Genomic DNA, 24,959 nt, shown 5'->3' on the forward strand with positions numbered 1-24,959 from the left:
CGCACGGGTTACCGTCAGTACTTCGTCGACGAGTCCGGCGTCATCCGCTTCACCGCGGACGGCAGCGCCGTCTCCGTCGCGAGCGCCCCGCTCAACTAAGCAGCCAATTTGCGCGGATGGTCCGCGCATGAACATCGGTCCCCGGTGGGCGCCACGGCCCACCGGGGGCTCTGTTATTTTCCTACTTCATAGTGCCGGCTTGTTGCACTGATAGCCCACGTTTCTCACCGCCCCACGACGTGGCAGTGCAAGTATAGTCCTTCGGTGCGGTGAGAAATGCTCACGAGTTAGCCCTTGAGCGCATGGCGCGAGGATTTTTCACGCGAACAGCCCGTATAGACCGGAGCCTACAGAACTTCGTATGGCGCAACGAGTAATACACGTTTTTGCCGTTCGCGTGAAAATCCTGGATAGACGACACGGACAGCGTGGACAGCGAACGCAAGTAGGTGCAGAGCGCGCGCTGGCGAAAGCGGGACTACGCGAACAGGTCGAGGGGTTTCTGGGGTTGGGGTTTGTCGTAGGGGATTTGCGCGTCGCCAATGCGAATATCGAGTCGATTTGTGGGCGGCTGCTCGGCCTGGCCGGTGCGGAACCTGGCTTGGCCCGCGGCATCGTTCACGCCGGAAATAAAGCTGCGCGCCGCGTTCACCGCGGTTTCCTGGGATGCACGGATGTCGAGTCTCTTCGGCGGTTCGGCGTCGCGTTCCGCGAGACGCTTTGCATCTTCTTCGACACGTTTGCGAACCCGGGCCTCGCTTTCTTCCAGGGTGGGGATCAGTTCTCCAGCCTGCCGCACATTGCGTTTGATGGTATTCGCCGCAAGGTTCGGAATCTTTACGGAATCGTTTCCGAACCCGACCTTTACGGGCTCCTTGCGGTCACGCGTAAACGGCGCATCCCCATCCGGCTCGGGAGATTGGAAGCCAAGACGAGGCTCGCGCGCACGGCTACTCGCCGCGGTCCGTGAATACGACGTGACCGCAGTCGATGCGTAGGTTGTGACGCCAATTTCCATCGCGCGACTCTCGTTTGCGCTTTTCGCGATTATATTGAATTCAGTCCATAATATTTTCTCACGGCGCGTCTGATTTGTCAATGACGAATTGGCATTTCGGGTTGTAACTCGCTTGAAATAAATGATATCGGAGCAATGGTACTATTGGGAGCAATGCCAACCAACAAGGAGTATTGCAGCCCCGTATACTCCGTAAATCTCGATGAGGATTGTGCTTGCGTGGATGGCCAACTTCCCGGTAAGGTTTGGCCGGGGAGTCGATATGCCAACCCAACACGACGTCGACCGTCTGATTGCGCTTGCCGGCTGTATCCCCCCTTTCTCGCTTTCTGTTGCGTGCATTGATCCGGGAGCCGCAGCTATCGAGCGCCTCGTGCGTGCACGCGGCGCCTCGTTTACCTCTTTAGCCCACCGTGTTGCACTCTCCCCAGGAACACTCCACGACTGCCTCCTGTTGGGCATCGGCGCTGAAGCCATTTTGCGAAACGAGGGGGAATTGAATGACATCCTCGCACATTTAGCGAGCAACGGCTTTGTGATTGCTCAACTTCCGGCCGCGTACGCCGACGGGTTGTCAACCGATTTAGAACAGACGCTCGAACAACATCGGTTCGTTCTCCTCCGAGTAATGCCTTTGGACGAGGCGTGGTCGGCCTTCTGTTTCTCGCGCGACACCTACGATCCGATTGCGCAGGCGAAACACCTCGCGGCAGTGGGTATGCCGGGCCGGGCCGCGACGGTACTCGATTGGCTCGAGACCTACGCGCCGCTTGCACCGAAGCAACGGGCAACGATTGCTCTGGAAAAGCTGCGGTACTACCGGCAGGCGGCCGAGCAGGCAGACGGCGCGCCGCGCCACGAATTGCTCTTCCACGCGCAAAAGGAATTCCATATCGCCGTACACGAGTGGCCTCGCAACGCCACGGCCTATCTCGAACAGGCGGCATTGTGGCGGCTCTTCGGAAACGACGGCTACGCCGCGCGCCTGTTGCGCTCGCTCCACCACGTGACCGGGGACGCCGCGGCGTACGATGCGCTCGCGCAGTGTAATCCGGCAACAACGACGCAGCCGCCGGTCGAGACGTCGCCGGTGTGGACGGGAACGAAACGCGCGCCCCGCGTGCTGGTGCTGACACACGATTTCAGCGACTACGGCATGGACACGCTGTACGACGGCCTCTGCCAGGTGTTGGGCGCGGAGAATGTCGTCGAGTATCCGTGGAAACCGACGCTGCACGGTCAGAATAAAGAAGCGGCGGTCAGCTATCCGTGCTGGTTCGAGTATCCGGGAAAGCCGCGATCGGCGGACGAGATCGTAGGCGAATTGCGCGCCGGCCGGTTTGACCTGATTGTCTTCGCCGATTTCGTCCAGATGAACAAACAGGACGACGTGTTGCGCATGCTCGATGCCGCGCCGGATGTGCCCGTAGCCGTGTACGACCCGTGGGACGACGGGAGCGCGACGCAGGATGTGGCGAAGACCTATCTCGGCGGCCGCGCGATTGCGGCGTATTTTAAGAGGGAGATGCTGGCATGCCTGGACTACGGTCCAAACGCATTTCCCCTGCCCTTCGGATATCCGGACCGGCACGTGCCGAAAACGGTTAACGGGAATCGGGCAACGGACCTCTTCTGGGCGGGCAAACGGTTGTTTGGGACGCGTTCGCTCTACCTCGACCATCTGCACGGCGTCCTCGGGAGATCGTTGGACCAAAAACTTTCGCAGGAAGAATACCGGCGCGCCATTGCCGGCGCCCGCATCGGATTGTCCTTCTTCGGCTTCGGCTTTGACACCGTCCGCTACTGGGAACTCGCCGCCCACGGCTGCATGATACTCGCCGAACGTCCGCTGATACGCATACCGTTCAATTTCGTCGAGGGCGAATCGGCGGTCTTCTTCGATGACCTGCCCGAGTTGGAAGAGAAGTTGGCGTACTACCTCGCGCACGAGGACGAAGCAGACCGAATCGGAAAGGCTGGCCGTGAACATTTCCTGAACCATCATACGACGTCGGCGCGGGCGCGGCAGTTTTTGGGAACGATCGAGAATTTGCTGCTCGACTTGCCACACTGAGACGGGGCTTAAGAACGCGGTTGCCTAACTGCACATTATGTGGTACATTAGCACCATAAAAGGTACGTAATGTCTGGCAACCCTCAGCAGCCCAAAGTCCCGCTGATTAACGCCGTCCCTCTCGTTACCAAATTTTTCCCTCTCGTTACCAAATTTCCTCCATTTGGTAACGCCGTCTCGAAAAGCTCTGCTTTGATCGTCCCTCTCACGTCGGGTAGGCATCAATCCCCGCTTACGGAATCAGAACAATGAGCAAGAAACACATGGGATCGAGCATTGATGACTTCCTCAAGGATGAGGGCATCTTTGAAGAAGCCCAGGCGCAGGCGATTAAGGAAGTCGTCGCATGGCAACTTGCCGAGGCCATGAAGAAAAAGAATATTTCCAAGAACAAGATGGCCGCGCTGCTCAAGACGAGCCGCACCCAAGTTGATAGGCTGCTTGACCCCAAAAACGATATCACCCTCTCAAGCCTACAACGCGCCGCGGCAATGGTCGGCCGCCGCGTCTCGATCGAACTGGTTTAGGCCAGAGGAGTAGTGAAGAGCGTGCTTTATGCCACACACCAACTATATTCAGACTTTCCAAATAACAGATGACTGTCCCCAGTTACCGCCCCAGTTACCGCCAGTTACCGCCCCAGTTACCGCCCAGTTACCCGCTTTTTAAGTAGGGACATCCCTGTTATCTGTCCTGCGGCAGCCGCTGGTGTATGCTTATGTAATGCCACGTATCGCACGATTCGTCATCCCCGGGTGCGCGCAGCACATCACCCCCGGCGACCAAGAGAGGCACAGCGCGGAATGACCGAAAAGAATAAGCAGTTGCCCCTAACGGAGTCGAAAGGCCTATTCGGCGAAATCATCGGAGACACAGCCGAATGAGCGGCCACACAATAGAAGGCCGCCCGCTGAAATTGGCCCAGTACCTCAGGGAGTTTGTGGGTCTAAGGACGACAACGGTTCGCGACGTGCAACAATATGAGTCGGTCCTATGGTTCAGTGAAATGCCACACGATAGAGACTGCCGGAGCGGTGTATGGGAGGACGGTCGAGATTCCAGCGACCCGTGGCTTGAAGTAAAAAAGCAGAGCTTCGAGAAGACGCCGGTACCTCCTGAGCACTTACTGGCGTGGCTTGATCAAGCGGAACTACGCACGGCGACTGTTGCGCCGCCGACACTTCGAGCTAGTGCCCTTCTCGTCGACGAAAATGCTGAACACGGCGATGGCGAGCCAGCACCGCTCACTGTTCATAATCTTGAAGATCACCCGGAGGTTGTGGAGGCATACGAACGGTATCGTCCCAAGTGGGAGGCATGGTCCGAGCAGCAACGCCGTCGAGAGAGTATTCAGCGAGTCTACGCCGAGTTGTTTCGTCTTCATACCCAGCTTCGGAAACAAAGCGAGATCGTCGAAGTAGTACTTGGACTTGGACTGTTGAATTGGCGCGTAAAACTCAAGGCGTCGGAGATAAGTGTTCGACGTCATGTGGTTGTTGCAAACGTCGAAATTGAATTTGAACCGGCAGAGGGAGTAATTCGCTTATTACCGCCAGGTGATGGAGCCAAATTGCGAATCGAGGACGATATGTTGGAGGCAGAGCTTCGTCCCGAGCGCTCGCACTACGATGTCGTACTCACACAACTTGAGGAAATCGGCGACGACATTTGGGACCGATCACGGATTGATACAGCCCTCCGAGTGTGGTCTGGCGCCCTTAGTGCAGACTCCCAGTATTTCGCAGACACAAAAGAGCACGCCAGCACCGGCAATAGTCCGTGTATGACCTTTGCTCCGGCGCTCATTCTGCGTAAGCGAACTCAGTCAGGAATGGTCAAAGTTTACGATGCGCTTATCAGTCAATTGACAGACGACTCGCTAGAGATTCCCAAGGCTTGGCTTAGTCTAACGGACGATATCCCTGACGAATCGGACTCAAAGGCTTCGGCCCAACCAGATTCCGGAGGCGGACTACAATCGCCTCACGTCGTCTATTTTCCGTTGGCCGCAAACAGAGAACAACGACGCATTGTCGAAGCGATTGACCGTCGCCGCGGTGTGCTTGTTCAGGGGCCGCCGGGCACCGGTAAAAGCCATACCATTGCAAATCTTATTAGTCACCTGCTTGCGACCGGAAAGCGAGTACTAGTAACCGCTGAGACCGGTCGTGCTCTCGGCGTTTTGAAGGGCATGCTCCCTCCAGAAATCCAGTCGCTTTGCGTCAGCCTTCTCGGACAGGGCGGGGACTCCTTTGCAGAGCTAAATCTGGCAATCCAGGGGATCACCACTCGCCAAGCGTCATACAACCCATCGGAGTACAAAGATAAAATCGCGGACATTGAAAGCGATTTGGATGAGGCCCGTCGTCGTCAAGCAAAGACGCTGGATGAAATACGAAGTCTCCGGGCGGACGAGACTGTAACGCATTCGGTCGCAGGCGGCGAATACCGCGGCAGCGCGTCCGCAATCGCGCATAGGGTAGCTTTAGAGTCAAGCGAACTTGGTTGGCTTCAACCTCCCGAGGATTCCGACGATGATCCACCGCTTTCAAGTGAATTGCTCAAGGCCTGGCTCCAGTTTCGTCGTCGATATTCGGACGAAGATGCGCGTGACGCCCAATTGACCATTCCGCAGACGAGCGAGCTCCCAGATCCGCAAGGTTTCGCACGCGCGGTAGCGGATGCGTGCGATGCTGCAGTGGCGTATGAACAAGGAGCTGTTTGTCGTTCGCATCCGGCTTATGGGCCAATTAGTGCCGTCTCCGAGTCCGGCCGCAAACAGCTGGAAGACGCGATTAGGATTCTTGAGAAACGGCGCGTGACTTTCGAACAAGATGAAGGGAACTGGGCTTCAAGCGCCTTGACCGATCTGCTTTCAGGCAGAAGGGCGAAGTGGACAACACTACTTCATCTTAGCCAAGAAAAACTGCCGACCGTTCAACTTTTGCTCGATAAAGTCGGAACAAGATTCGTCAAACTTTCCGATGGATTTGAACCTCGAAAGGTGCGAAGCGATGCAGGTGCTGCACTGGCTTACCTGCGTAGTGGAGGAGCGTGGAAACAACTGCTTGTTTTGACACCGGGGGAACTAAAGGGCCGACTCTATCTCAAAGACTCCGTATTGGTTGACGGTATTGGGGCAAGTGATGTCGAGAAATTGCAGACCGTCTGCGACCATCTTGATCTTGAATTCGCGTTGGAGGAGCTACTCGGTGCATGGGCGGAGGTCGAATCGTCTCCGCCGACGAGCATCCGCAAAGGATTGGTCGCAGCATTGAAAGAACGAGAAGACCGACTAGCTCAATGTTTCAAGTATGCGGATGAGTGCGGTCGTGTTTCACAGGCCATGCGCGGAGCAAACCCGCCGATTCCCATTCCAAATTGGCTTAACGGGCAGGCAAAAGAGTGGCTTGAGCTTATCAGTGCAACATCACTTGAGGTACGCCTTAAACATGCAAACGAAATTGCGAACTTCGCCGCGCAGTCCCTGATCGCCTATCGACACCTGCATAATGTCCACCCGGTGGTCAAAACTCTTGCCCAGGCCGTTGAAAAGAGAGATACGCACGCCTACAGCGAATCGTATGCGAACCTCCAGGCGCTGGAAACGACGCGCGCGGACTTACAGAAACGAAATGAAATAGAAAGCGATCTTAATCGCTTCGCACCGCGCCTTACGAAGACAGTTTCTGAGAGCGTTAGCGATTCCATTTGGGATGTCAGATTTGAGAAGTGGGAACAGGCATGGCGTTGGGCTCGCGCAAACGCTTGGCTTGAGCATCGGTCAAACTTCGAGTATCAGCGAAAGCTTTGGAAACGCTGCCACGAAATCGAGCGCGAAATAGGTCAACTTGTGGCGGAAATTGCGGCGTTGCGTGCCTGGATGCATTTCTTTGACCGGCTGACGCAACGCGAAGCTGCGGCCTTGCGTAGCTGGCGGGAAGCCGTTAAGGCAATGGGTAAGGGAACTGGAAAGTCCGCCCGCATGGCCCGGCTGCGGCGGGAAGCGCGGCAATACATGGACGCCTGTCGCGATGCCATTCCCGTATGGATTATGCCGCGCTATTTAGTGGCGGAAATGGTAAATCCAACGCCGGAGCGGTACGACGTTCTCATCGTAGATGAAGCAAGCCAACTTGGGATTGAAAGTCTGTTTCTGTTCTACCTGGCCAAGAAAATTGTTGTCGTTGGAGACGACCAGCAGATTAGTCCCTACGGCGTGGGTATTGCGGATGACGCAGTCGACGGCTTGCAAAGGCACTTTCTTGATGGCATGCCACACCGTCACGCACTTTCACCTCAGAGCAGTCTTTATGGCAACGCCAAGATTCGATTCAGCCACAATATCGTCTTGCGGGAGCACTTCAGGTGCATGCCAGAGATCATCCAATTCTCTAACGACCTCTGCTATGCCAGCAACGGTACGCCTCTTGACCCACTGCGAGCTTATCCCGCAAATCGTCTGCAGCCCTTGGTTTTGCGGCATGTGGCAGATGGGTACCGGGAAGGATCGACTCAGTACGCACAGAATCCGCCCGAAGCCGACGCGATTATTTCCCAAATCGTCGCATGTCTTGACGACCCACGATACGCTGGCCGGACAATGGGGGTAATAAGCTTACAGGGCGATGCCCAGGCCAGATTGATCGAACGCAAGATGCTGCAGATTCTGGATCCCGAAATAATTGAAGAACGACGTCTCATCTGTGGCGACGCCTATGCATTTCAGGGTGACGAGCGAGACGTAATTTTCCTTAGCATGGTCGCAGCCCCAGGAGATACGCGTATCGGCGCGCTTACGGACGATTCCGCGCGGCAACGCTTCAACGTCGCCGTCAGCCGAGCACGTGACCAATTGTGGCTGTTCCACACTGCGACGCTAGACGTGTTAAGCAATAGATGTATGCGATACCGCCTGCTTGGCTATATGGAGAATCCTTCGAGGGTCGTCCTTGGGGATGACGGTCAGAAGTTCGATTCCCAATTCGAGCGCGACGTTTTTGAGCATATTATCCATCAGGGATTTCACGTCCGAACGCAGGTAGGTGTCGGCGACACAACAAACCATCGTTATCGTATCGATCTTGTAGTGGAAGGAATGCAGGGGCGTCTAGCTGTCGAGTGTGATGGGGATCAATGGCATGGCTTAGAGCGCTACGAGCAGGATATGGCGCGGCAACGCGACCTAGAACGCGCAGGTTGGCACTTTGCGCGCATTCGCGGTGGGGATTTCTACCGCGACCAGGAACGCGCCATGAGCCAAGTCTGGACAGAATTGGATCGCTTGGGAATTAAGCCCGGGGGAATTGACGAAACCTTGGCGGCTCCGCCGCATCCTAAGAATACAGAAGAATTGGAAATTGAACTTTCCGATCCGGCCGACGTCGACGCAGACCAAGACATACCCGAACCCGACAACCTAGAGTCGACCCAACAGAGCGAAATCCCGGGCTTAAATGACGAGGTTTCTATGCAAGAGCAGCCCGAAAGGCAGCAAGCAGAAACCGAACCCATGCCACAAGCACCTGCTGGCGATGTCTCGGAAGACCAACCGTCACTGTTTTCGGCTCAGGCATGTGCGGCGGTGTGCCCTACAGACCAGGCACCATATGTGAATTTCAACGGGGAGGTTGGCCCTGACCCTCGGGATGCGTCGCCCGCGCGCGTGGCGGACGGGCTATGCCGGATCGTTAGCATTGAAGGTCCCATGCTTGCAAAACGCGCGTATGACATATACCTGCGCGGAACCGGCATCAAACGGATGGGAGGAGAGCTTAAGCGTACGATGAACCGGGCACTTCAGCTCGCTATTCGGAGTGGCAGAATTGTTAAGGAGGACGAATACGAGAAAGGTGGGCTCGTGTATTCAATTATTCGACCCGCAGGCACGCCACAGATTCGACTGCGGACGCGCGGCCCGAGAGACTTTGAGGAAATCCCCCCAAGCGAAGTGCAACTTGTCGCGCGCATGTTGGCCAAGAGTGAAGGCCTTGAGCCAAAGTCGGACGCCCATCTACGGGCCGTTTTGGATCACTTCGATCTGAAACGTCTTACGGTTCAAGTTGGAACCGCCCTGCTCGATATTCTCGGACGCCAGTACGCGTATGTAGATGACATTATTGGAGAAGAATTGGAATGACAGCAAGAAATTCATGATCGGCTCGCTCATTTTGTTCTCGTTCCGAAATTTCCATTTTGGAACGCACTCTTGAAAAGCTCCGCTTTGACGCTATACTCCACATTCCGTGGCGGCGGTCTCTGAGTTCGCAACACGGAAATCCCATGGGAAGGCGGTATGCAACTGAACGACATTGTAGAAAACGAATCGCTGCGGCGGGAAGCGTTTCCCGTGGCGGCGGAGCGGATATTCATGGCGCACGCGGGGGTGTGTCCGTTGCCGAAGGTGGCGGTGGACGCGATGAACGCGTTCTGCGCGCGCGGTTCATCGGGGCCGCAGGAGAATGCGTGGTCGAACGGGCAGGTGTTGCGGGCGCGGCAGGTGGCGGCGCGTCTCATCGGCGCGGACGCCGATGAGATTGCGCTGCTGGGGCCGACGGCGCTGGGGTTGAGTCTGGTTGCGAACGGGATGCCGTGGAAGCCGGGCGATGAAGTGGTCTTCTATCCCGATGATTATCCCTCGAACGTATATCCGTGGATGAGTCTGGCGGAGCGCGGCGTGAAGCCGGTTGCGTTGCGCGCGGAACGGCACGGCGTGATCACATGGGAAATTGTGGAGTCGGCGTTGACCCCGAAGACACGGCTGGTGAGTCTGGCGTCGTGCAATTTCTTGAGCGGGTATCGGATCGACGTGGACGAGATCGGACAGCGCCTGCACGAGCGCGGAATTCTGTTTTGCGTGGACGGGATTCAAACGCTGGGCGCATTTCCGATGTCGATGGAACACGTCGATTTCCTGAGCGCGGATTCGCACAAGTGGCTGCTCGGGCCGATGGCGGCCGGCATCGTCTATGTGAAACGCGAACATCAGGAGTTGTTGCGGCCGTCGCTGCTCGGCGCGTGGAACGTCGTGTCGCCTGGGTTCGTGGCACAGGACGCAATTCGATACGAGTCGAGCGCGCGGCGGTATGAGCCGGGCGCGCTGAACGTGCCAGGCATCATCGGTATGTTGGCGTCGATGGAGTTATTGTTGGATTGCGGAATCGATGCGGTTGGGAAGCGGCTGTTGGCGTTGCGGCGGGCATTGCTGGAGCGGCTGCGCGATTTGCGGTTTCGCGCGATATTGGACGGAATGGACAGTATGGACGGGATGGACAATTTGCGGGAGGGGCCGTCGGGGATTGTGACCGTGACGCATGACGATCGCGACATGAAAGCGCTGTTCAAGCACCTCGATGCGAACGGTGTTACGGCGTCGTTGCGACAGGACCGCGCGGGCACAACGTATATTCGTTTCTCGCCGCATTTCTACAATACGGTGGAGGAAGTGGATCGTGTGGCGGAATTGATCGCGGATGCGCGCGTATGAATTACATCCCCCGCCCTCCGGGCACCCCCTTCCAAGGGGGAACAGCGCACTTTCGTGCTCAAGCTCATGCCCGTGCTCGTCATTGTGATCGTCATCGTGATCGAAAACCGAGACGCGCGCTGCACGCTTCCGCACTTCGGGTGCGAATTACGCGGCGTAGTAGCGGTAGATGCCCTCCGCAACCATTGCTGGTTTTCGGCCGCCTTCCACTTCGATGGTCAATGTTACGTGGATTTGAATGCCGCCGGGGATGTCATCGACCGAGTTGAGCGCTACGCGAAGCCGAACGCGGCTGCCGATTGGGACCGGCGCGGGATAGCGCAGTTTACCGAGTCCGTAGTTGAGGCCGGCGGAGATTCCGGTAACGGTCCAGACCTGGTCGAGCAGATACGGCACGATGGCCAGCGTGTAATACCCGTGCGCGATGGGGCCGCCGAAGGGCGATTCCTTCTTCGCGCGCTCGACGTCGACGTGTATCCACTGGTGATCGTGGGTCGCGTCGGCAAACGCGTTGATCTCCGCCTGCGTGACCTCGTGCCACTCGGATACACCGACCTCCTGGCCGGCGAGACCCTTGATGTCATTGATGTGAATTTCTCTGGCGGGCATGCAGCGTCCTTATTTCTTGTCGGCGGCGACAAGGCCGTTGACGTAGTCGATGTATTGCTGTTTGGCGGCGTCTTGCGACGTGCCTTCGAGCGCCTTCCAGGCATCGAACTTTGCGCGCCCGACGAAATCGAGCATGCCCGGACGCGCGCCGGTGCAATCGCCCTTGGTGGCCTGCTTGTACATGCCATAGAGTTTCAGCATGGCTTCGTTGTCGGGCGGCGCCGAAAGGTTCGTAACGTCCTTTGCGGCTTGCTCGAACTTGGCTTGAAGATCGTCTGACATGGTCTCCCCCTTTCGTGTTCTGCTACCTGAATTCGTCCCAGTCGGGTTCGTTATCGAATATCCAGCGGTAGTAGTCCTTGTTTTGCAGTTTCGACGCGGCGGCTTCGTCAACGATCACGTGGCAGCTTGCGTGGAGCTGCAGCGCCGACGCGGAGATCATGCTGGTGACGGGACCTTCGACGGCCTTCGCAATCACGTCCGCCTTCTCATCGCCGGTGGCGAGGAGTATGCACTCCTTCGCTTCGAGGATGGTGCCGACTCCCATGGTGATGGCGCGGCGCGGCATATCGTTCGGGTCCTCAAACAGGGGCGAGTTCTGCGCCATGGTCGCCGGGGTCAGCGCTTTTGCGCGCGTCCGGGAGAACATCGCGGAGAGTGGTTCGTTGAACCCGATGTGTCCGGAGCGGCCGATGCCGAGAAGTTGCAGGCAGATGCCGCCGCAGTCGCGGATGGCGGATTCGTAGCGATGGCATTCGGCGTCGATGTCGGGCGCGTTGCCGCGTGGGAAGTGCGTGTTGCGCAGATCGATGTTGACGTGGCTGAAGAGCATCTCGCGCATGTAGCGGCGGTACGATTGCGGATGGTCCGGCGGGAGCCCGATGTATTCGTCGAGGTTGAAGGTCTCGACGAGGGAAAAATCGAGGCGTTCTTCCTTATGCTTGCGGACCAGGATGCCGTACACCGTCTCCATCGTGCGTCCGGTCGCGAGCCCGAGCACGAGTTTCGGTTTGCGTCGAATCGCGTTTGCGATGAACCGCGCCGTGAGTTCCGCGGCGTCCTCGTGCGTAGGACGGATGACGACTTCCATGTACCGTGGCTCTCCCCTCTTCCCTGCCGATATTGTAGACGATTGGTAAGGGTCGATGCATGAGGCGCGGATGGAATCGGATGGTTCGCGGCATTCGCCGGGCGGCGGAGTGCGGACGCGATACGTTGCCTGAAAACGCGGCGCGCGGGCCGCGCGAATGGCGCGGCCCACGCCCCACAATAGAGGTTGCGCTATTGCCCCGTTGCGCGACGGCGCGACATATGCACCGCGCCGTATGCCGTGAGCGCAACGGTGAGCAGGATGACGGCGAGCGCGCCGGCCGCGGGCACCGCGGGGAAGTCGAACGGATCGTTGGGATCGGTACCCGCCGAAATCTCAGTTCCGTCGTGTATGAAGTCGCCGTCGGTGTCGGGATCATTTGGATTGGTCCCGTGCACGTTAATTTCGTCGCTGTCGGAAAGTCCGTCGCCGTCCGAATCGGACGCGTTCGGGTTCGTGTTGTACGTATTCACTTCGGCGCTGTCGCTAAGGCCGTCGTTGTCGGAGTCCGTATCGTTCGGATCGGTGCCGTACAGATTCACTTCGTCGCCATCCGAGAGACCGTCGTTGTCCGAATCGGAATCGAGTGGATCGGTGCCGTACGTGAAAATTTCGGCGCCATCGGAAAGGCCGTCGCTGTCGCTGTCGGGATTGTTCGGGTCCGTGAAGTATCCGAAAACCTCCTGGCCATCGCTGACGCCGTCGTTGTCTGTGTCGGGATCGTTCGGGTCGGTACCGTACACAAACACTTCCAACCAATCGGAAAGGCCATCATTGTCGGTATCCGTATCGTTCGGATCGGTACCGTAGACGTTCACTTCGTCGCCGTCCGTAAGGCCATCGCCGTCCGAATCGGGATTGAGTGGATCGGTGCCGTGCGTGAGGACTTCGGGGCCGTCATTGAGGCCGTCACCGTCAGTGTCGGGATTGTTGGGGTTCGTGCCCGCGGTAGCTTCCTGCGAATCCGTGAGGCCGTCGCCGTCGGTATCCGGATCGGTGCCGACGATCTTGAAGATTTCGCCGCCGCCGTAATCGACGATGTAAAGTTCGCCATTGGCGTCCTCACCCAAGGACGCCACACTGCTGATCGTCCGCGGTCCGGGCGGATTCAGTTCACCACTGCGATCCATAAAGTTGCTGATCGTGGACCCGTTGTACTCCCACGACCAGATCGTGCCGAAGATGTAATCGGCGAAGAAGTACGTGCCTTGCAGGCCGGCGATCGCCGTGCCGCGATAGACGTAGCCCCCCGTGATGGACTGCGCTTCGGTGCGCGTGAAGTCGTCCACGGGCGGGGTGAATCCGGGGTTCGTGCCGCAGGTTCCGCTGCCGCCGAGACACGCGAAACCTTCGGCAGTGACCCAGCCGTAGTTCTCGCCGCCCGTACTCGATGCAGGCTGGAAGTTGATCTCTTCACGCGCGCCTTGTCCCACATCGCCAATCCACAGGTCTCCGGTTGTGCGGTCGAAGCTGCAGCGCCAGGGATTTCGCAGGCCGTACGCCCAGATTTCATCGAGACCGGCGACGCCCACAAATGGGTTGGACGCGGGAACGTACGGCGACGCGGCGTCGACATCAATCCGCAATATCTTGCCGAGCAGCGTGTTTATGTTCTGGCCATTTCCATCCGGATCGTTGGAGCTTCCGCCGTCGCCCACCGCGATATACAGATAGCCGTCGTTTGGACCAAATCCGATCCAACCGGCTTTGTGGTTGCTGCGCCCGGCCGGCTGCGGGACCGTCAGGAGCGTAACGGGCAGGTTGGTCGTATCGTTCGTCAGGGCAATATCGAGGTCCCCAGAGACCTCGCAGCGCGCAATCTTCGAGTCTAAGGTTCCTCCTTGCGCAATGTAATACACATAAAAATACGGCGTCGTCGGGTAGTTGGGATGAAATGCCAGGCCGAGCAACCCACGTTCGCCGTCGCTCTGCACGAGGCCGGAGATGTCCATGAAGGGCGTGCCCTGGACCGTCCCGTTCTTGATGAGCTTGATGACGCCGGCCTTTTCGACAACGAAGAGCCGTGTCGCATCGCCTGGAGCATGGGTGACAAAGAGCGGCGAGGAGAACCCATCCGCGACGAACTCGGAGGCGACGGGAACGGCCACGGCGGCGGGAACCGCCGCGAGGGCGATAAGGCACAACGCTGACGCACGCGGAATGAAATTCACCACAACACCCACCCCTTGTTACTTGCGAGGCCCGCACCCCGCACCCAAACAACCAGCAGCGGCACGGGCCAATCAGCGTACGTGCCAGCTAGGTTATACCATACGAATAGGGTAGAATGGCAAGGATTCCGCGGGATTGGATACCGTGTGAGGGAATTGTTAAGATATTGAGTTGATTGGGCTTGCATCTTGCGCAGTATACGCGGAATGCGCCCGTCATGAATTGCGAATACTGCTAAATACTGAGGTCTCTTCCTGTATGAATAAGAGTTTCCTGATCGATATGGATGGCGTGCTCGTGAGCGGGCGCACCATCATACCGGGCGCGGACGCATTCATCCGCCGACTGGTAGACGCTGGTGTGGGGTTTCTTGTGTTAACCAACAATCCGCTTTATACGCAACGAGACCTGGCGCACCGGCTTCAGGTGAGCGGTTTGGATATCCCGGCAGAGAATATTTTCACGTCGGCCATGGCCACGGCGAAGTTTCTGCGCTCGCAGAAGGAGCGGGGCACGGCGTTTGTGATTGGCGAGAGCGGGTTGACCGGGCCGATCCACGATATCGGCTGGGTGATTACCGACCACGATCCGGAGTACGTGGTGCTGGGCGAAACGCTGACCTATAACTTCGAGATGGTGACGAAGGCGATCCGGTTTGTGGCGGGTGGCGCGCACTTCATTGCGACGAACCCGGACCCGGCGGGACCGAGCGAGGCGGGCATTGTGCCCGCGTGCGGGGCGATGGCGTCGCTCATCGAAAGCGCGAGCGGCATGAAGCCGTTTTTCGTGGGCAAGCCGAACCCGCTGATGATGCGGACGGCGCTGAAGCATCTCGGCGTACACAGCGACGACGCGGTGATGGTGGGCGATCGGATGGACACCGATATCATTGCGGGCGTGCAGAGTGGATTGGAGACGATTCTTGTGTTGAGTGGGGTAACGTCGCGCGAAGCGATTCGACGGTATCCGTATCAGCCGACGCGCGTGGTCGGATCGGTGGCGGAGATTGTGGTGTAGATGCGCGTCCTTGTCAGACGTGCCGATCCGGTCGGACGAGTCTGACCACGACCTGCAGGGAGAGACTTCGTGAAAGCCGTGAAATGGTTTGCTCCGCGCGATATGCGCATGGTGGAAATCGAAAAGCCGACGCCGAAACCGCACGAGGCGTTGGTCCGCATCGAGTCGACCGGCGTATGCGGATCGGACATGCACTATTTCGCGGAGGGCCGGATTGGGAAGTCAGTGCTGACGTCGCCGATCATACTCGGGCACGAGTACGCGGGGATCGTCGAAGGGGTCGGTGACGAGGCGGATGCTTCGTTAATTGGCAAGCGCGTCGCGGTAGAGCCGGGCATCCCCTGCATGCGGTGCGAATTCTGTCTGAAGGGCCACTACAACGTGTGTCCGAAGCTGACGTTTCCGGGCGGGCCGGGGAACGACGGGGCGTTGTGCGAGTACATCTGCGTACACGCGGCGTTTTGTTTTCCCGTGCCGGAGACGATGCCGGCGATGGAGGCGGCGATGATCGAGCCGCTGGCCGTTGCGCTGCATGCGATCGATTTGGCCCACCTCAAGCCGGGAGAGACCGTCGCGATTCTGGGACTTGGTCCGATTGGCCTCTTGACTGCCCAAGCGGCTCGCTTGGCCGGCGCGGGGAAAATCTACGGTTGCGATCTTCACGACTATCGCGTCGACGCGTCACGAAAGTATGGCGTTGATGTTGCGTTCAACGCGGCCAATGAAGATACGAATGGCGCAATCCTGCGCGAAACGGGCGGGCGCGGCGTTGATGTGGCGGTCGATTGCGCACGATCGTCGGAGACGCCGGGTATCGCGTGCCGAATCGCGCGGCCCGCCGGACGGTGCGTGCTGGTCGGCATTTCGGGAGAAGAAACCGGCGTCTTTCCGGTGGACGTGTCGCGGCGGAAGGAATTGACCGTCACGTGGTGCCGGCGATTCCTGTTCAATTTTCCGACGGCGATTGATCTCGTGGCGAGCGGGCGCGTGGACGTGAAGTCGATCATCACGCACTCGTATCCGTTGGAGCGATCGTTGGAGGCGTTCCATCTGGTGGAGCAGGCGGCGGACGGTGTGTTGAAGGCATCGATCGATCAGTAGGGTGGGAAGCAAAGCTTCTCAAGGTGTTGGGGGAATAATGAAGAAGATACTGAAGTGGGCGGCGGGGGTGCTGCTAGCGCTGGTCGTATTGTTTGTGACGTTCGTGGGGCCTTGGCCGACATATGGATCGAGCGACGTGACGCAGGAGCCATATTTCGAGGAGGTCGTGGCAAAGATTGACGCGAACGTCGCGGAATCGACGATTGCCGCGGAGGTGGGCCCGCTGCGCGCGGGGTGGGCCAAGGAAATCATCACGCCGCCGGTCGGCACCCCGTTGTCGGGATTTGGCGATCGCGAAGGCAAACCGTCCACGGGCGTTCACGACGACGTGTACGTGCGCGCGCTGGCGTTGGGCGAAGACAACGACACGGTCGTTATCGTTGGCTCGGACATGTTGATCGTGCCGAACAACATCGCGGACATCGCTCGCGCGGACGTCGCGGCTGAAACGCCGCTGACGCCGAACGACATTCTGTTCAACGCCTCGCATACGCATTGCGGGCCGGGCGCGTGGGCGCCGGGGTTCGCCGGCACTGCATTTTCGGGTGCGTACGACGAAAAGGTAATGACCGACATCGCCCACGCATTCGGCCGCGCGATCGTGGCTGCGTACAAAGCGATGGAGCCGGCGGAGATCGCGCACGGAACGCTCGATGTGCCGGAGTTCATCCGCAATCGCGTACGCGACGCGGGCACGGACAATCAGTTGAAGTACTTGATTGCGAAACGGAGCGACGGGGACATGTGCTATCTTGCGTCGTACTCCGCGCATCCGACAGTGTTGGGCGGCGGCACAATGCAATTCTCAGCGGACTACCCGGGCTTCTTGTACCGCTATATTGAATCGCAGACAAAGCAATTCTCGATGTATCTCGGCGGCGCCGTGGGCAGCATGGGGCCGCGATCGGGCGGCAGCGGCGACGGGTTCGCGAAGGCGCAACACATGGGCGAATCACTGGCGCAAAAAATTCTCGTGGACGCGGAGAAAGCCGAGTTCGTCAATCGCGCGGAGATCGCATCGGTGGGATTTCCATTCGAGACGCCGTCGCTCCAAATGTGCCCGACGGGACGGAGTTGGCGGTTGTCGCCATTCCTGATTCCGATGCTCGGCATCGATAATATCGCGTGGGTGCAGGGCGTGCGCGTGGGCGATATGTTCTTCTACGGCACGCCGTGCGACATGAGCGGCGAGATCGCCGTGGACATGAAGCAATGGGCCAAGGGCAAGGGAGTTGATTTGTGGGTGCTGAGCTTCTGCGGGGATTACATCGGGTATGTGTCGCCGCAGAAGTATTACTGGACGGCCGATCCGAAGGGCGACGAACAGTACGAAATGTACATGATGTCTTGGTTTGGTCCGAACCAGGAACCCTTCTTCACCGAAACGATGGAAACAATGGTGGAGAGAATGTACGAGGCGCTGTGAGATGAGGAATGAGTGCTATCGCGGCATCAAGGCTGAGTGCTCCGCGTTTTCATGCGTTAACCGCCCTTCGCCGCGGACTACTCCGCGGTGCTTCCGGTGCGATACCCCGCAAGATCGAGCGTGACGTACTTGTAACCCGCCGCGGTCACATCGCGCACGACGGCCTGACGCGTTGCTTCATCCACCAGCTTTGGAATGTCAATCGGATCAATCTCGATGCGGCAGGTGTCGCCGTGATGGCGCGCGCGGTACTGTTTGAAGCCGAGGCGCTTTAGGGCCTCTTCCGCGCGCTCGACCTTTGCGAGGTCCTCGACGGTGACGCGCGTACCAACCGGAAAGCGCGAAGACAGGCAAGCGAACGACGGCTTGTCGTGGGTCGGCAAGCCACGCTGTTCGCTGAGGGCGCGGATTTCGGACTTCGTCAATCCCACTTCCACGAGGGGCGACACCACGCGGAACTCTTTGGCGGCTTTTGCGCCAAGGCGCGTCGTATCGGCAAGATCGTCGACAATCTCGCCGTACGCCAGGATCGCGATGCCGGAATTCTCGGCGTACTCGCGCATTTTTCCGAACAATTCCGAACGGCAGTAGTAGCAGCGCGTGCCGTCATTCCTTAAATAGTCTTCATTTGCGAACTCGTCCGTGAAAAGCACTTCAAAATTCCAGCCGCGGCCTCGCGCGAGTTCAGTGGCTTCGGCGACTTCCGAACGCGGCACACTTGGCGAATCGCCGAGCAGGATGCGCGCGCGCTGGCCAAGCGCTTCGTTCGCGACATCGGCGAGGTAGGCCGAATCGACGCCGCCGGAATATGCGACCGCGAGCGCGCCGTACTCCGCGAGCAGCGACTGAAGGGCGGATTCCTTCATCATGATCGATGGGTCAATCGCGCGTACGGCGTTCATGATTAGGCCGTCACACCAGCAGTGGCGCTGCCGACGGCGTAGTCGCCATGAATGTTCTCGATATAGACCATACGGAGTTCGTTCTCCAGTCGCTCATTGGAACGAACGGCGACACGAATATAATTCCCCGTATAGCCGACCCACGCGCCGTTTTCTTCGTGCTCGAACAGGACTTCAACATCGCGGCCGATGTGGTCCGCGTAGAAATCGTGGCGCTTTCCGGCGCTGATACGGCGGATGCGCGCACTGCGCAACGCTTTCGTTTGCGGAGCGACTTTGTTCGCCATGCGCGCGGCCGGGGTGCCGGAGCGTTCGCTGTAAGCGAAAACATGGGCATAGTCAATGGGGGCGGACTCAAGGAGTGACGCGGTCTCATCGAATTCCGCGTCACCTTCGCCCGGCATGCCGACCATGATGTCCGCGCCGATGCAAATCCCGGGAACGGACGTGTCCGCCGCGCGGATAAAATCAAGATATTCCTCGCGCGTATAACGCCGTTTCATGGCGGCAAGCACGGCGTTCGAGCCGGATTGCAGCGGAACGTGCAGATGCGCCACGAGCGCATGAGTTGGATCGTTCATGCGTTCCAACAACGCGGCGGGAATTGTCGTAGGCTCGATGGAACTGATGCGGATGCGCGCTAGACCCGGAATCTCGTTCAGCGCGTCCACGACGTCGACAATTGTGTTTTCATTAAAGACGTACGTACCTACGTTTACACCGGTGAGAACGAGTTCCTTCGCGCCGCGTTCGATGAGCTGGCGCGCCTCGGCCAACAGGTTGTTCCATTCGCGGCTGCGCGCACGTCCGCGCGCGAAGGGGATAATGCAAAAACTGCACATGAAGTCGCAGCCGTCCTGTATCTTCAGGTTCGCGCGCCGCGCAGTAGGCGACTCCCCAATGACTTCAATGGTGAAATCGTCGCGTTCGATACGATCGCGAATGATTAGGGGGATATCGTTCTTGCCGTGCGCGACGTATGCGAGCACATTCAGTTTTTCCTGATTGCCGACGATGAGATCGACGCCGTCGATTTGGGAAAGGGCCTGGTGCCCCATCTGCGAATAGCAGCCGATGACGGCGGTGTACGCGTGCGGGTTCGTGCGAATGAACGAGCGGACGAGTTGGCGCGATTTGGAATCGGCTTCGCCGGTGACGGTACAGGTGTTGATGATGCCGAGGTCCGCCGGCTCGCCAAAAGGCACGATATCGTATCCCGCCGCGCTGAGTTGTTCCGTGAGAATCGCGGATTCGGATTGGTTCAGGCGGCACCCCAGCGTGTGGACGGATGCGCGCTTGCGGGACACGGCGATCATGATTGCGTGTCCGACTCGTTCCGGAGCCATTCGCTCAGCAGGCGCACGCCGTACCCGCTCGCGTATTTCGTGTCCAGATACGAGACATTCTTCGCGCCCCACGCAGTGCCGGCCATGTCGATATGCGCCCACGGCGTGTCGCCCACAAACTCCTTCAAGAACACACCGCCGACGATCGAGCTTGCCTGGCGCGACGGGCCAATGTTGCAGATGTCGGCGTGTTCGCCTTCGATCATTTTCGTGTAATCTTCCCACAACGGAAAACGCCACACGCGCTCGCCCGTCTGGTTCGCCGCGGACTCGATACCACTATACAGTGCGTCGTCAGTCGCCATGACGCCCGCGGCGTGGTGGCCCAGCGCGACAATGACGCCGCCGGTCAGCGTGGCGACATCGACGATCTTGTCAGGCGCGTAATGGTCGACGGTATACGCGAGTGCGTCACTCAGCACAAGGCGGCCTTCGGCGTCAGTGTTGTGGACCTCGATTGTCGTGCCGTTGTACGCGCGGACGATGTCGCCGGGCTTTTGCGCGTTGCCATCGACGCAGTTTTCGGCGGACGGAACGACGCACAACACATTGATATTTGGCCGCGTTTGACCGACGGTCTTCATCGCGCCGAGCACGGCGGCCGCGCCGCACATGTCGTACTTCATTTCGTGCATGCTATCGGAAGGCTTGATGCTGACGCCGCCGGTGTCGAAGGTAATGCCTTTTCCGACGAGTGCAACGGTCGGTGCGTCGTGCGCGACGTGGTAGGAGATCACAATAAGTTTAGGCGGCTCTTTGCTGCCCTTCGCAACGCCGAGAAGCGCGTTCATGCCGAGTTCCGCCATGCGGCCCGCATCGAGGCACTCGTAGCCGAGCTTGTATTTCTCCGCAATGGTGTGCGCTTCGAGCGCGAGCTGGGCCGGGGTCATGTCGTTCGATGCGGCGTTTGCAAGATCGCGGGCCCAGTTTGCATTCGCGCAGACGCGCGCGGCGTAACGACACGCATCAAGCTCGCCCGTCAACGCCTTGGCTTTCTCGCTGACCAGCGCAACGTCGTCGATTGCCCCGGTGAACGCGTCGGGATCGGGCTTCTTGTAGCGTTCGAAACGGTACTGCCCCAACGCAATGCCTTCGATAAACGCGGGGACAGGCCAAGGCGTCGAGCAGTCGACGACCGCACGCGTGACGCGATACGTGCGCAAGGCGTCGATGCCCTTTCCGGCGGCGCGTCGAATCTTTTCCGCATCCGGCGATGCGTCATCACCCAGGCCGACAAGCAGAATTCCGGCGACACCGTCCCCGGACGTTGGAAGAAAAATGGACTCGCCCACTTTACCCGTAAACGCACCGCGTTCGCGCGCAGCAGCGACCTGCGCGCGGCCGGCTTCGTCCAACAGTGGCGGCGCAGCCGTCGCCTCGCTCCGCTGCGGAACGACAAGACACGTAGCGCAGTCGGGGCGCTTCCATTCGGATGGCGTTGTAACGTGGATTTCCATGTAGTGTTGCCCTTGCGATTAACACATTATCGTAGCGAATTGGGGTGAAACCGGGCAAACGTGGGTCAGTTTTGAGTGCCGCGGCGTACTGTCAAGCGGGCGTCGCGCACGGAAAACGTAGGCGCTGCTAAAACGACGCGAGGCGTTGGAACTCGGCGAAGCGTTTGTCGATGTCGGCGCGGGTGATTTCGGCGAGGCGGTCTGGCCCAAACTTCTCGCAGGTGAAGGACGCCGCGACGCTGCCGTACACGACGGCACGGCGCAGCGTGGCGTCGTCGGTTTTGCCCGTTCCCGCAAGGTGGCCGAGAAATCCGCCGGCGAACGTATCCCCCGCGCCGGTGGGATCGACGACCTCCTCGAGCAAGTAGGCCGGCGCGCTGAATGCGCCGGATTCCGGAAACAGCAGGCAGCCGTGTTCGCCTTTCTTGACGACGATGATGCGCGGACCCAGTGCTTTGATTTCGCGCGCGCCTTTCACGAGGTTCGTCTCACCGGTGAGGAGCTTTACTTCGGAATCGTTGATGATAAGCACGTCAACGCGCTTCAAGACCTGTTTGAGATCGTCGAGCGCGATGTTGATCCAGAGGTTCATCGTGTCGAGGCCGGTGAACCGCGGCCGCGCCTGCTCAAGCACTTCAAGTTGCAGCGACGGATGGATGTTGCCCAGAAACAGAAACGGCGCATCTTTCGCGGCGTCGGGAAGTTTCGGGTGGAAATGTTCGAAGACGTTGAGCTGCGTTTCGATCGTGTCGCGATCGTTCATGTTTTCGTGGTACCGGCCCGTCCAGCGAAACGTGCGGCCCGGTGCGCGTTCGAGGCCATCGAGATTAATGCCCTTCGATTCGAGCAGTGCAACATGACGATCGGGAAAATCGTCGCCGACTACGCCGACGAGATTCACCTGCGCGAAATTGGACGCGGCCAGCGAGAAATAGGTCGCGGCCCCGCCCAGGCCTTCGTCGTTACGGCCGGCCGGCGTTTCCACGGTGTCGAGTGCAACGGAACCGACGACGGTAATGCTCATGACGCTCCCTGTACTGTAATCCTTGATACTGACAAATCGAATGTGCCGAACGACCGAGAACGCCCCTCATCGATCCAGTGCCGCGAGCAAACCAATCTGACCGCGGTGGTATGAATCGTGGAGGACCATGATGTTGAGCGTCTTGCCGACGCTGCTGAAGTGTTGGCGCAGGGGCTCGGGGATGCGGCCCGGCAGCGGCTTCGGCAAATCGGCTTCGGAAAGTTTTGAGACGCCTTCGACCGCCGTATCGAGCGCCTTCGTATAGACGCCAACGACTTCATCCCACGACGGATAGTCCGCGGCGTTCGGGCTCACCGGATCGCCGCCGCCGAAGTCGGGGGCGAACTTCTTGCCAAAGCCCTTTGGCGTCATGCTCTCGCCGTTGAGCGCCCACTGAATCATGACGACGTTCGCGGTGTTGGCGAGATGCCCGAGCAACCAAAGGGGATGCGCTTTGGCCGGGCGCAATTGCACCAGACGGCCCGCTTCCGGCACGCCGGAAGCAGTCTTGAGCGTGTGCTCGCGGCAGAACGACAGTTGTTCGACGAGAAGTTCAATTTTGGAATCCATGACGGGCCCCTCATTCGTTCACGCACCGAGGCGAGACTATAGCGCAGCGGCGGGGGGAATCCCAAGTGGTGCGATTGGAGGAGTACAAGCTGACGGAAGAACGGGACGTTGGGCGATTGGTAGTGACTTGCGACTGCGCTGCTCCGGCGTTAGGCGCGGGCCGGACCTTGTTCAAGCGCTCGGCGCCGCGGCTGAAGCGCGAAGCTCGTCGTACGAAGTCTCAATCAATTGCATGAGCGGCTTCAATTCGTCCGCCGCGGTGTGGTTCACGGCAAAGGTGACGCCAAGGTAGGGGCCGCAGGTCATCGCAACGCAGCCGATTCCGATGTGCGGGGTGGTGCCGCCGACGGGGTAGCGCATGAGGACAGGGCGGTTCGCGATGCGCAAGGGCGCCGGCTTTCGGGGGACGTTGCTGACGACCATGACCGCACCAACCTTCTTTCCAGGGGCCATCGATTTGCGCTGCATGGCAACGGACGCGACGGTGCGTTGGACAATCGGCGCAAGCACCGGCGACATACAAAAGAGAATCGCTCCGATGGCGCGGTGTGTGGCGAGTGGGTACCTGCACTGCTTGAGCGCTCGCATGTAGTTCGAAACGTTCCGCACCAGATCGCGCGGATTCTCCACGTCGAGCGGGATGGGTACCGGCGCGAGCGTGGCGATATTCCCCATGTTGCGCGCTTCGCCTTCCTGGCGCATGTTGACGGGAATACTGACCTTCATGACCTTGCCACGAGTATCGATGTTTCGCATCTTCGCGTAGTGCTGCACGGCGCGGCCAATCGTCCCGAGCAGGACATCGTTGATCGTTGCATCGCACGCGCGGCCAAGTGCGCGAAGGTCCTCCAACAAGAACCGCGTGGTCGCGATGCGGATTCGTCCGGAACTCGGCGTATTGAACGGAAAGCGCAGCCCGTCCGCGCGGTTGAACGCGCGGCGGATTCGGAAGTATTCGCGCGAATCGTTCGACATGAGCCAACGCACGAGGCCCACTGTGTTGGCGGGAAAATGCACTGCAACGTTTATCCCGGTGAGTGCGTTGTCCCGCAAGCCGCGCCATAAACGCGTTGCAGCGTTCGGCAGCGGCGGCACGGGAGCCGGCGGGATTGGCTGCGGCGCATCCTCCTCGAAAATGACCCGCTGAAAAGCCTCAGCCCCGACACCGTCCATAACGGCGTGATGGACTTTGAACAAGATCGCCGATTGGTTGCCTTCAAGGCCGGTGAGCAGGCGCGCAAACCAGTACGGGCGGTCGGTTGGCAGCGCGACACTATGAAAGTCCGCCGTCGCCGCCAAGACCTGCTCCCACGATCCCGGCGGGTCGAGTCGAACGTGATCGACGTGGTTCGCGAACGCGAAGTCCGGGTCGTACTCCCATGTCGGGTACGCGAGGTTAAGCGGAACGAAAACGGGGCGTTGGCGGAATCGTGGCAGATTCTGCACTTTTGCTTCGAGGTCCCGTGAGAATTCCTCGAACGACAACTCGCCATCGACGATGTTTGTCGAGCCGGTATGGCCGAAGCCGAGTTCGCTGACAAAGTGCAGCAACGCAGCGTCGCGCGCCAAAAGCCGTTCGCTCTCCCCCATGCGATCACTCCACGGAAGCATGATGTCAGTTACGACGAGGGCGCACGGCGACAGCGCCGACGCGCCCTTGCGCGAAG

At 59.2% G+C, this 24,959-nt stretch carries 18 protein-coding genes; 7 read left to right on the forward strand and 11 right to left on the reverse strand.

What is annotated here, in order from left to right; all coding sequences use genetic code 11:
- Window positions 1-478: 478 nt before the first annotated feature.
- Window positions 479-1,018: a hypothetical protein gene (locus tag HUU46_22945; protein ID NUM56499.1), complete on the reverse strand. Its 540-nt coding sequence runs from the start codon at window positions 1,016-1,018 to the stop codon at window positions 479-481.
- A gap of 1,156 nt (window positions 1,019-2,174) precedes the next feature.
- On the opposite strand from HUU46_22945, the gene HUU46_22950 reads away from it, so the two are divergent.
- The 4 genes from HUU46_22950 to HUU46_22965 all read left to right on the forward strand — a co-directional run bounded on the left by HUU46_22950 (window position 2,175) and on the right by HUU46_22965 (window position 10,578).
- Window positions 2,175-3,092 (forward strand): glycosyltransferase family 1 protein, encoded by a 918-nt coding sequence (locus HUU46_22950; protein NUM56500.1) that lies wholly within the window; start codon window positions 2,175-2,177, stop codon window positions 3,090-3,092.
- A 248-nt stretch (window positions 3,093-3,340) separates the two neighbouring features.
- On the forward strand, window positions 3,341-3,619 hold the full coding sequence (locus tag HUU46_22955; protein ID NUM56501.1) for an XRE family transcriptional regulator: 279 nt from the start codon (window positions 3,341-3,343) through the stop codon (window positions 3,617-3,619).
- A 353-nt stretch (window positions 3,620-3,972) separates the two neighbouring features.
- The gene (locus HUU46_22960) at window positions 3,973-9,231 is read left to right on the forward strand and encodes an AAA family ATPase (GenBank protein ID NUM56502.1); all 5,259 of its coding nucleotides are present in this window, start codon (window positions 3,973-3,975) and stop codon (window positions 9,229-9,231) included.
- A gap of 156 nt (window positions 9,232-9,387) precedes the next feature.
- Window positions 9,388-10,578, forward strand: a complete 1,191-nt coding sequence (locus HUU46_22965; GenBank protein ID NUM56503.1) for an aminotransferase class V-fold PLP-dependent enzyme — start codon at window positions 9,388-9,390, stop codon at window positions 10,576-10,578.
- A gap of 147 nt (window positions 10,579-10,725) precedes the next feature.
- On the opposite strand, the gene HUU46_22970 is transcribed toward HUU46_22965, so the two are convergent.
- The 4 genes from HUU46_22970 to HUU46_22985 form a co-directional block, all read right to left on the reverse strand.
- A complete protein-coding gene (locus HUU46_22970) occupies window positions 10,726-11,187 on the reverse strand; it encodes a MaoC family dehydratase (protein NUM56504.1) in 462 nt (153 codons plus the stop codon).
- A gap of 9 nt (window positions 11,188-11,196) precedes the next feature.
- Complete coding sequence (locus tag HUU46_22975; protein ID NUM56505.1) at window positions 11,197-11,469, reverse strand: acyl-CoA-binding protein; 273 nt, start codon at window positions 11,467-11,469, stop codon at window positions 11,197-11,199.
- Window positions 11,470-11,491: 22 nt separating this feature from the next.
- Window positions 11,492-12,277: a glucosamine-6-phosphate deaminase gene (gene nagB, locus HUU46_22980; GenBank protein NUM56506.1), complete on the reverse strand. Its 786-nt coding sequence runs from the start codon at window positions 12,275-12,277 to the stop codon at window positions 11,492-11,494.
- Between the two features lie 191 nt (window positions 12,278-12,468).
- The gene (locus tag HUU46_22985; GenBank protein NUM56507.1) at window positions 12,469-14,451 is read right to left on the reverse strand and encodes a PQQ-dependent sugar dehydrogenase; all 1,983 of its coding nucleotides are present in this window, start codon (window positions 14,449-14,451) and stop codon (window positions 12,469-12,471) included.
- Window positions 14,452-14,731: 280 nt separating this feature from the next.
- On the opposite strand from HUU46_22985, the gene HUU46_22990 reads away from it, so the two are divergent.
- The 3 genes from HUU46_22990 to HUU46_23000 all read left to right on the forward strand — a co-directional run bounded on the left by HUU46_22990 (window position 14,732) and on the right by HUU46_23000 (window position 17,993).
- Window positions 14,732-15,466 (forward strand): HAD family hydrolase, encoded by a 735-nt coding sequence (locus tag HUU46_22990; GenBank protein ID NUM56508.1) that lies wholly within the window; start codon window positions 14,732-14,734, stop codon window positions 15,464-15,466.
- Between the two features lie 69 nt (window positions 15,467-15,535).
- Complete coding sequence (locus tag HUU46_22995) at window positions 15,536-16,567, forward strand: NAD(P)-dependent alcohol dehydrogenase (protein ID NUM56509.1); 1,032 nt, start codon at window positions 15,536-15,538, stop codon at window positions 16,565-16,567.
- A gap of 37 nt (window positions 16,568-16,604) precedes the next feature.
- Window positions 16,605-17,993, forward strand: coding sequence for a neutral/alkaline non-lysosomal ceramidase N-terminal domain-containing protein (locus HUU46_23000; GenBank protein NUM56510.1), 1,389 nt, complete (start codon window positions 16,605-16,607; stop codon window positions 17,991-17,993).
- A 77-nt stretch (window positions 17,994-18,070) separates the two neighbouring features.
- Here the strand turns inward: HUU46_23000 and larE are convergent, their stop codons facing one another.
- From larE to HUU46_23030, 6 genes are all read right to left on the reverse strand, one after another.
- The gene (gene larE / locus HUU46_23005) at window positions 18,071-18,895 is read right to left on the reverse strand and encodes an ATP-dependent sacrificial sulfur transferase LarE (GenBank protein ID NUM56511.1); all 825 of its coding nucleotides are present in this window, start codon (window positions 18,893-18,895) and stop codon (window positions 18,071-18,073) included.
- A gap of 2 nt (window positions 18,896-18,897) precedes the next feature.
- Window positions 18,898-20,211: a tRNA (N(6)-L-threonylcarbamoyladenosine(37)-C(2))-methylthiotransferase MtaB gene (gene mtaB / locus HUU46_23010; protein NUM56512.1), complete on the reverse strand. Its 1,314-nt coding sequence runs from the start codon at window positions 20,209-20,211 to the stop codon at window positions 18,898-18,900.
- Entirely contained in the window at window positions 20,208-21,698 is a 1,491-nt protein-coding gene (locus tag HUU46_23015; protein ID NUM56513.1) for a leucyl aminopeptidase, read from the reverse strand. Before HUU46_23015 ends, mtaB begins: the two co-directional genes overlap by 4 nt.
- Before the next feature lie 127 nt (window positions 21,699-21,825).
- Window positions 21,826-22,722 carry a sugar kinase gene (locus HUU46_23020; GenBank protein NUM56514.1) on the reverse strand — a complete coding sequence of 299 codons (897 nt, stop codon included), beginning with the start codon at window positions 22,720-22,722 and terminating at the stop codon, window positions 21,826-21,828.
- A 66-nt stretch (window positions 22,723-22,788) separates the two neighbouring features.
- Window positions 22,789-23,292, reverse strand: coding sequence for a DinB family protein (locus tag HUU46_23025; GenBank protein NUM56515.1), 504 nt, complete (start codon window positions 23,290-23,292; stop codon window positions 22,789-22,791).
- A gap of 171 nt (window positions 23,293-23,463) precedes the next feature.
- Window positions 23,464-24,882, reverse strand: coding sequence for a DUF1298 domain-containing protein (locus HUU46_23030; GenBank protein NUM56516.1), 1,419 nt, complete (start codon window positions 24,880-24,882; stop codon window positions 23,464-23,466).
- Window positions 24,883-24,959 lie beyond the last annotated feature (77 nt).

The sequence above is a fragment of the Candidatus Hydrogenedentota bacterium genome (assembly GCA_013359265.1).
In the GTDB taxonomy this organism is placed as follows: Bacteria; Hydrogenedentota; Hydrogenedentia; order Hydrogenedentales; family SLHB01; genus JABWCD01.

Excerpts from the sequence above, each read along its gene's own strand:
- HUU46_23020 (NUM56514.1), bottom strand. The coding sequence starts at position 22,722 with ATGAGCATTACCGTCGTCGGTTCCGTTGCACTCGACACCGTGGAAACG.
- HUU46_22945 (NUM56499.1), bottom strand. The coding sequence starts at position 1,018 with ATGGAAATTGGCGTCACAACCTACGCATCGACTGCGGTCACGTCGTAT.
- HUU46_23025 (NUM56515.1), bottom strand. The coding sequence starts at position 23,292 with ATGGATTCCAAAATTGAACTTCTCGTCGAACAACTGTCGTTCTGCCGC.
- HUU46_23030 (NUM56516.1), bottom strand. The coding sequence starts at position 24,882 with ATGGGGGAGAGCGAACGGCTTTTGGCGCGCGACGCTGCGTTGCTGCAC.
- HUU46_22970 (NUM56504.1), bottom strand. The coding sequence starts at position 11,187 with ATGCCCGCCAGAGAAATTCACATCAATGACATCAAGGGTCTCGCCGGC.
- HUU46_22965 (NUM56503.1), top strand. The coding sequence starts at position 9,388 with ATGCAACTGAACGACATTGTAGAAAACGAATCGCTGCGGCGGGAAGCG.
- HUU46_22950 (NUM56500.1), top strand. The coding sequence starts at position 2,175 with ATGGACACGCTGTACGACGGCCTCTGCCAGGTGTTGGGCGCGGAGAAT.
- HUU46_22960 (NUM56502.1), top strand. The coding sequence starts at position 3,973 with ATGAGCGGCCACACAATAGAAGGCCGCCCGCTGAAATTGGCCCAGTAC.
- HUU46_23000 (NUM56510.1), top strand. The coding sequence starts at position 16,605 with ATGAAGAAGATACTGAAGTGGGCGGCGGGGGTGCTGCTAGCGCTGGTC.
- HUU46_22955 (NUM56501.1), top strand. The coding sequence starts at position 3,341 with ATGAGCAAGAAACACATGGGATCGAGCATTGATGACTTCCTCAAGGAT.
- HUU46_22975 (NUM56505.1), bottom strand. The coding sequence starts at position 11,469 with ATGTCAGACGATCTTCAAGCCAAGTTCGAGCAAGCCGCAAAGGACGTT.
- nagB (NUM56506.1), bottom strand. The coding sequence starts at position 12,277 with ATGGAAGTCGTCATCCGTCCTACGCACGAGGACGCCGCGGAACTCACG.
- mtaB (NUM56512.1), bottom strand. The coding sequence starts at position 20,211 with ATGATCGCCGTGTCCCGCAAGCGCGCATCCGTCCACACGCTGGGGTGC.
- HUU46_22990 (NUM56508.1), top strand. The coding sequence starts at position 14,732 with ATGGATGGCGTGCTCGTGAGCGGGCGCACCATCATACCGGGCGCGGAC.
- HUU46_23015 (NUM56513.1), bottom strand. The coding sequence starts at position 21,698 with ATGGAAATCCACGTTACAACGCCATCCGAATGGAAGCGCCCCGACTGC.
- larE (NUM56511.1), bottom strand. The coding sequence starts at position 18,895 with ATGAACGCCGTACGCGCGATTGACCCATCGATCATGATGAAGGAATCC.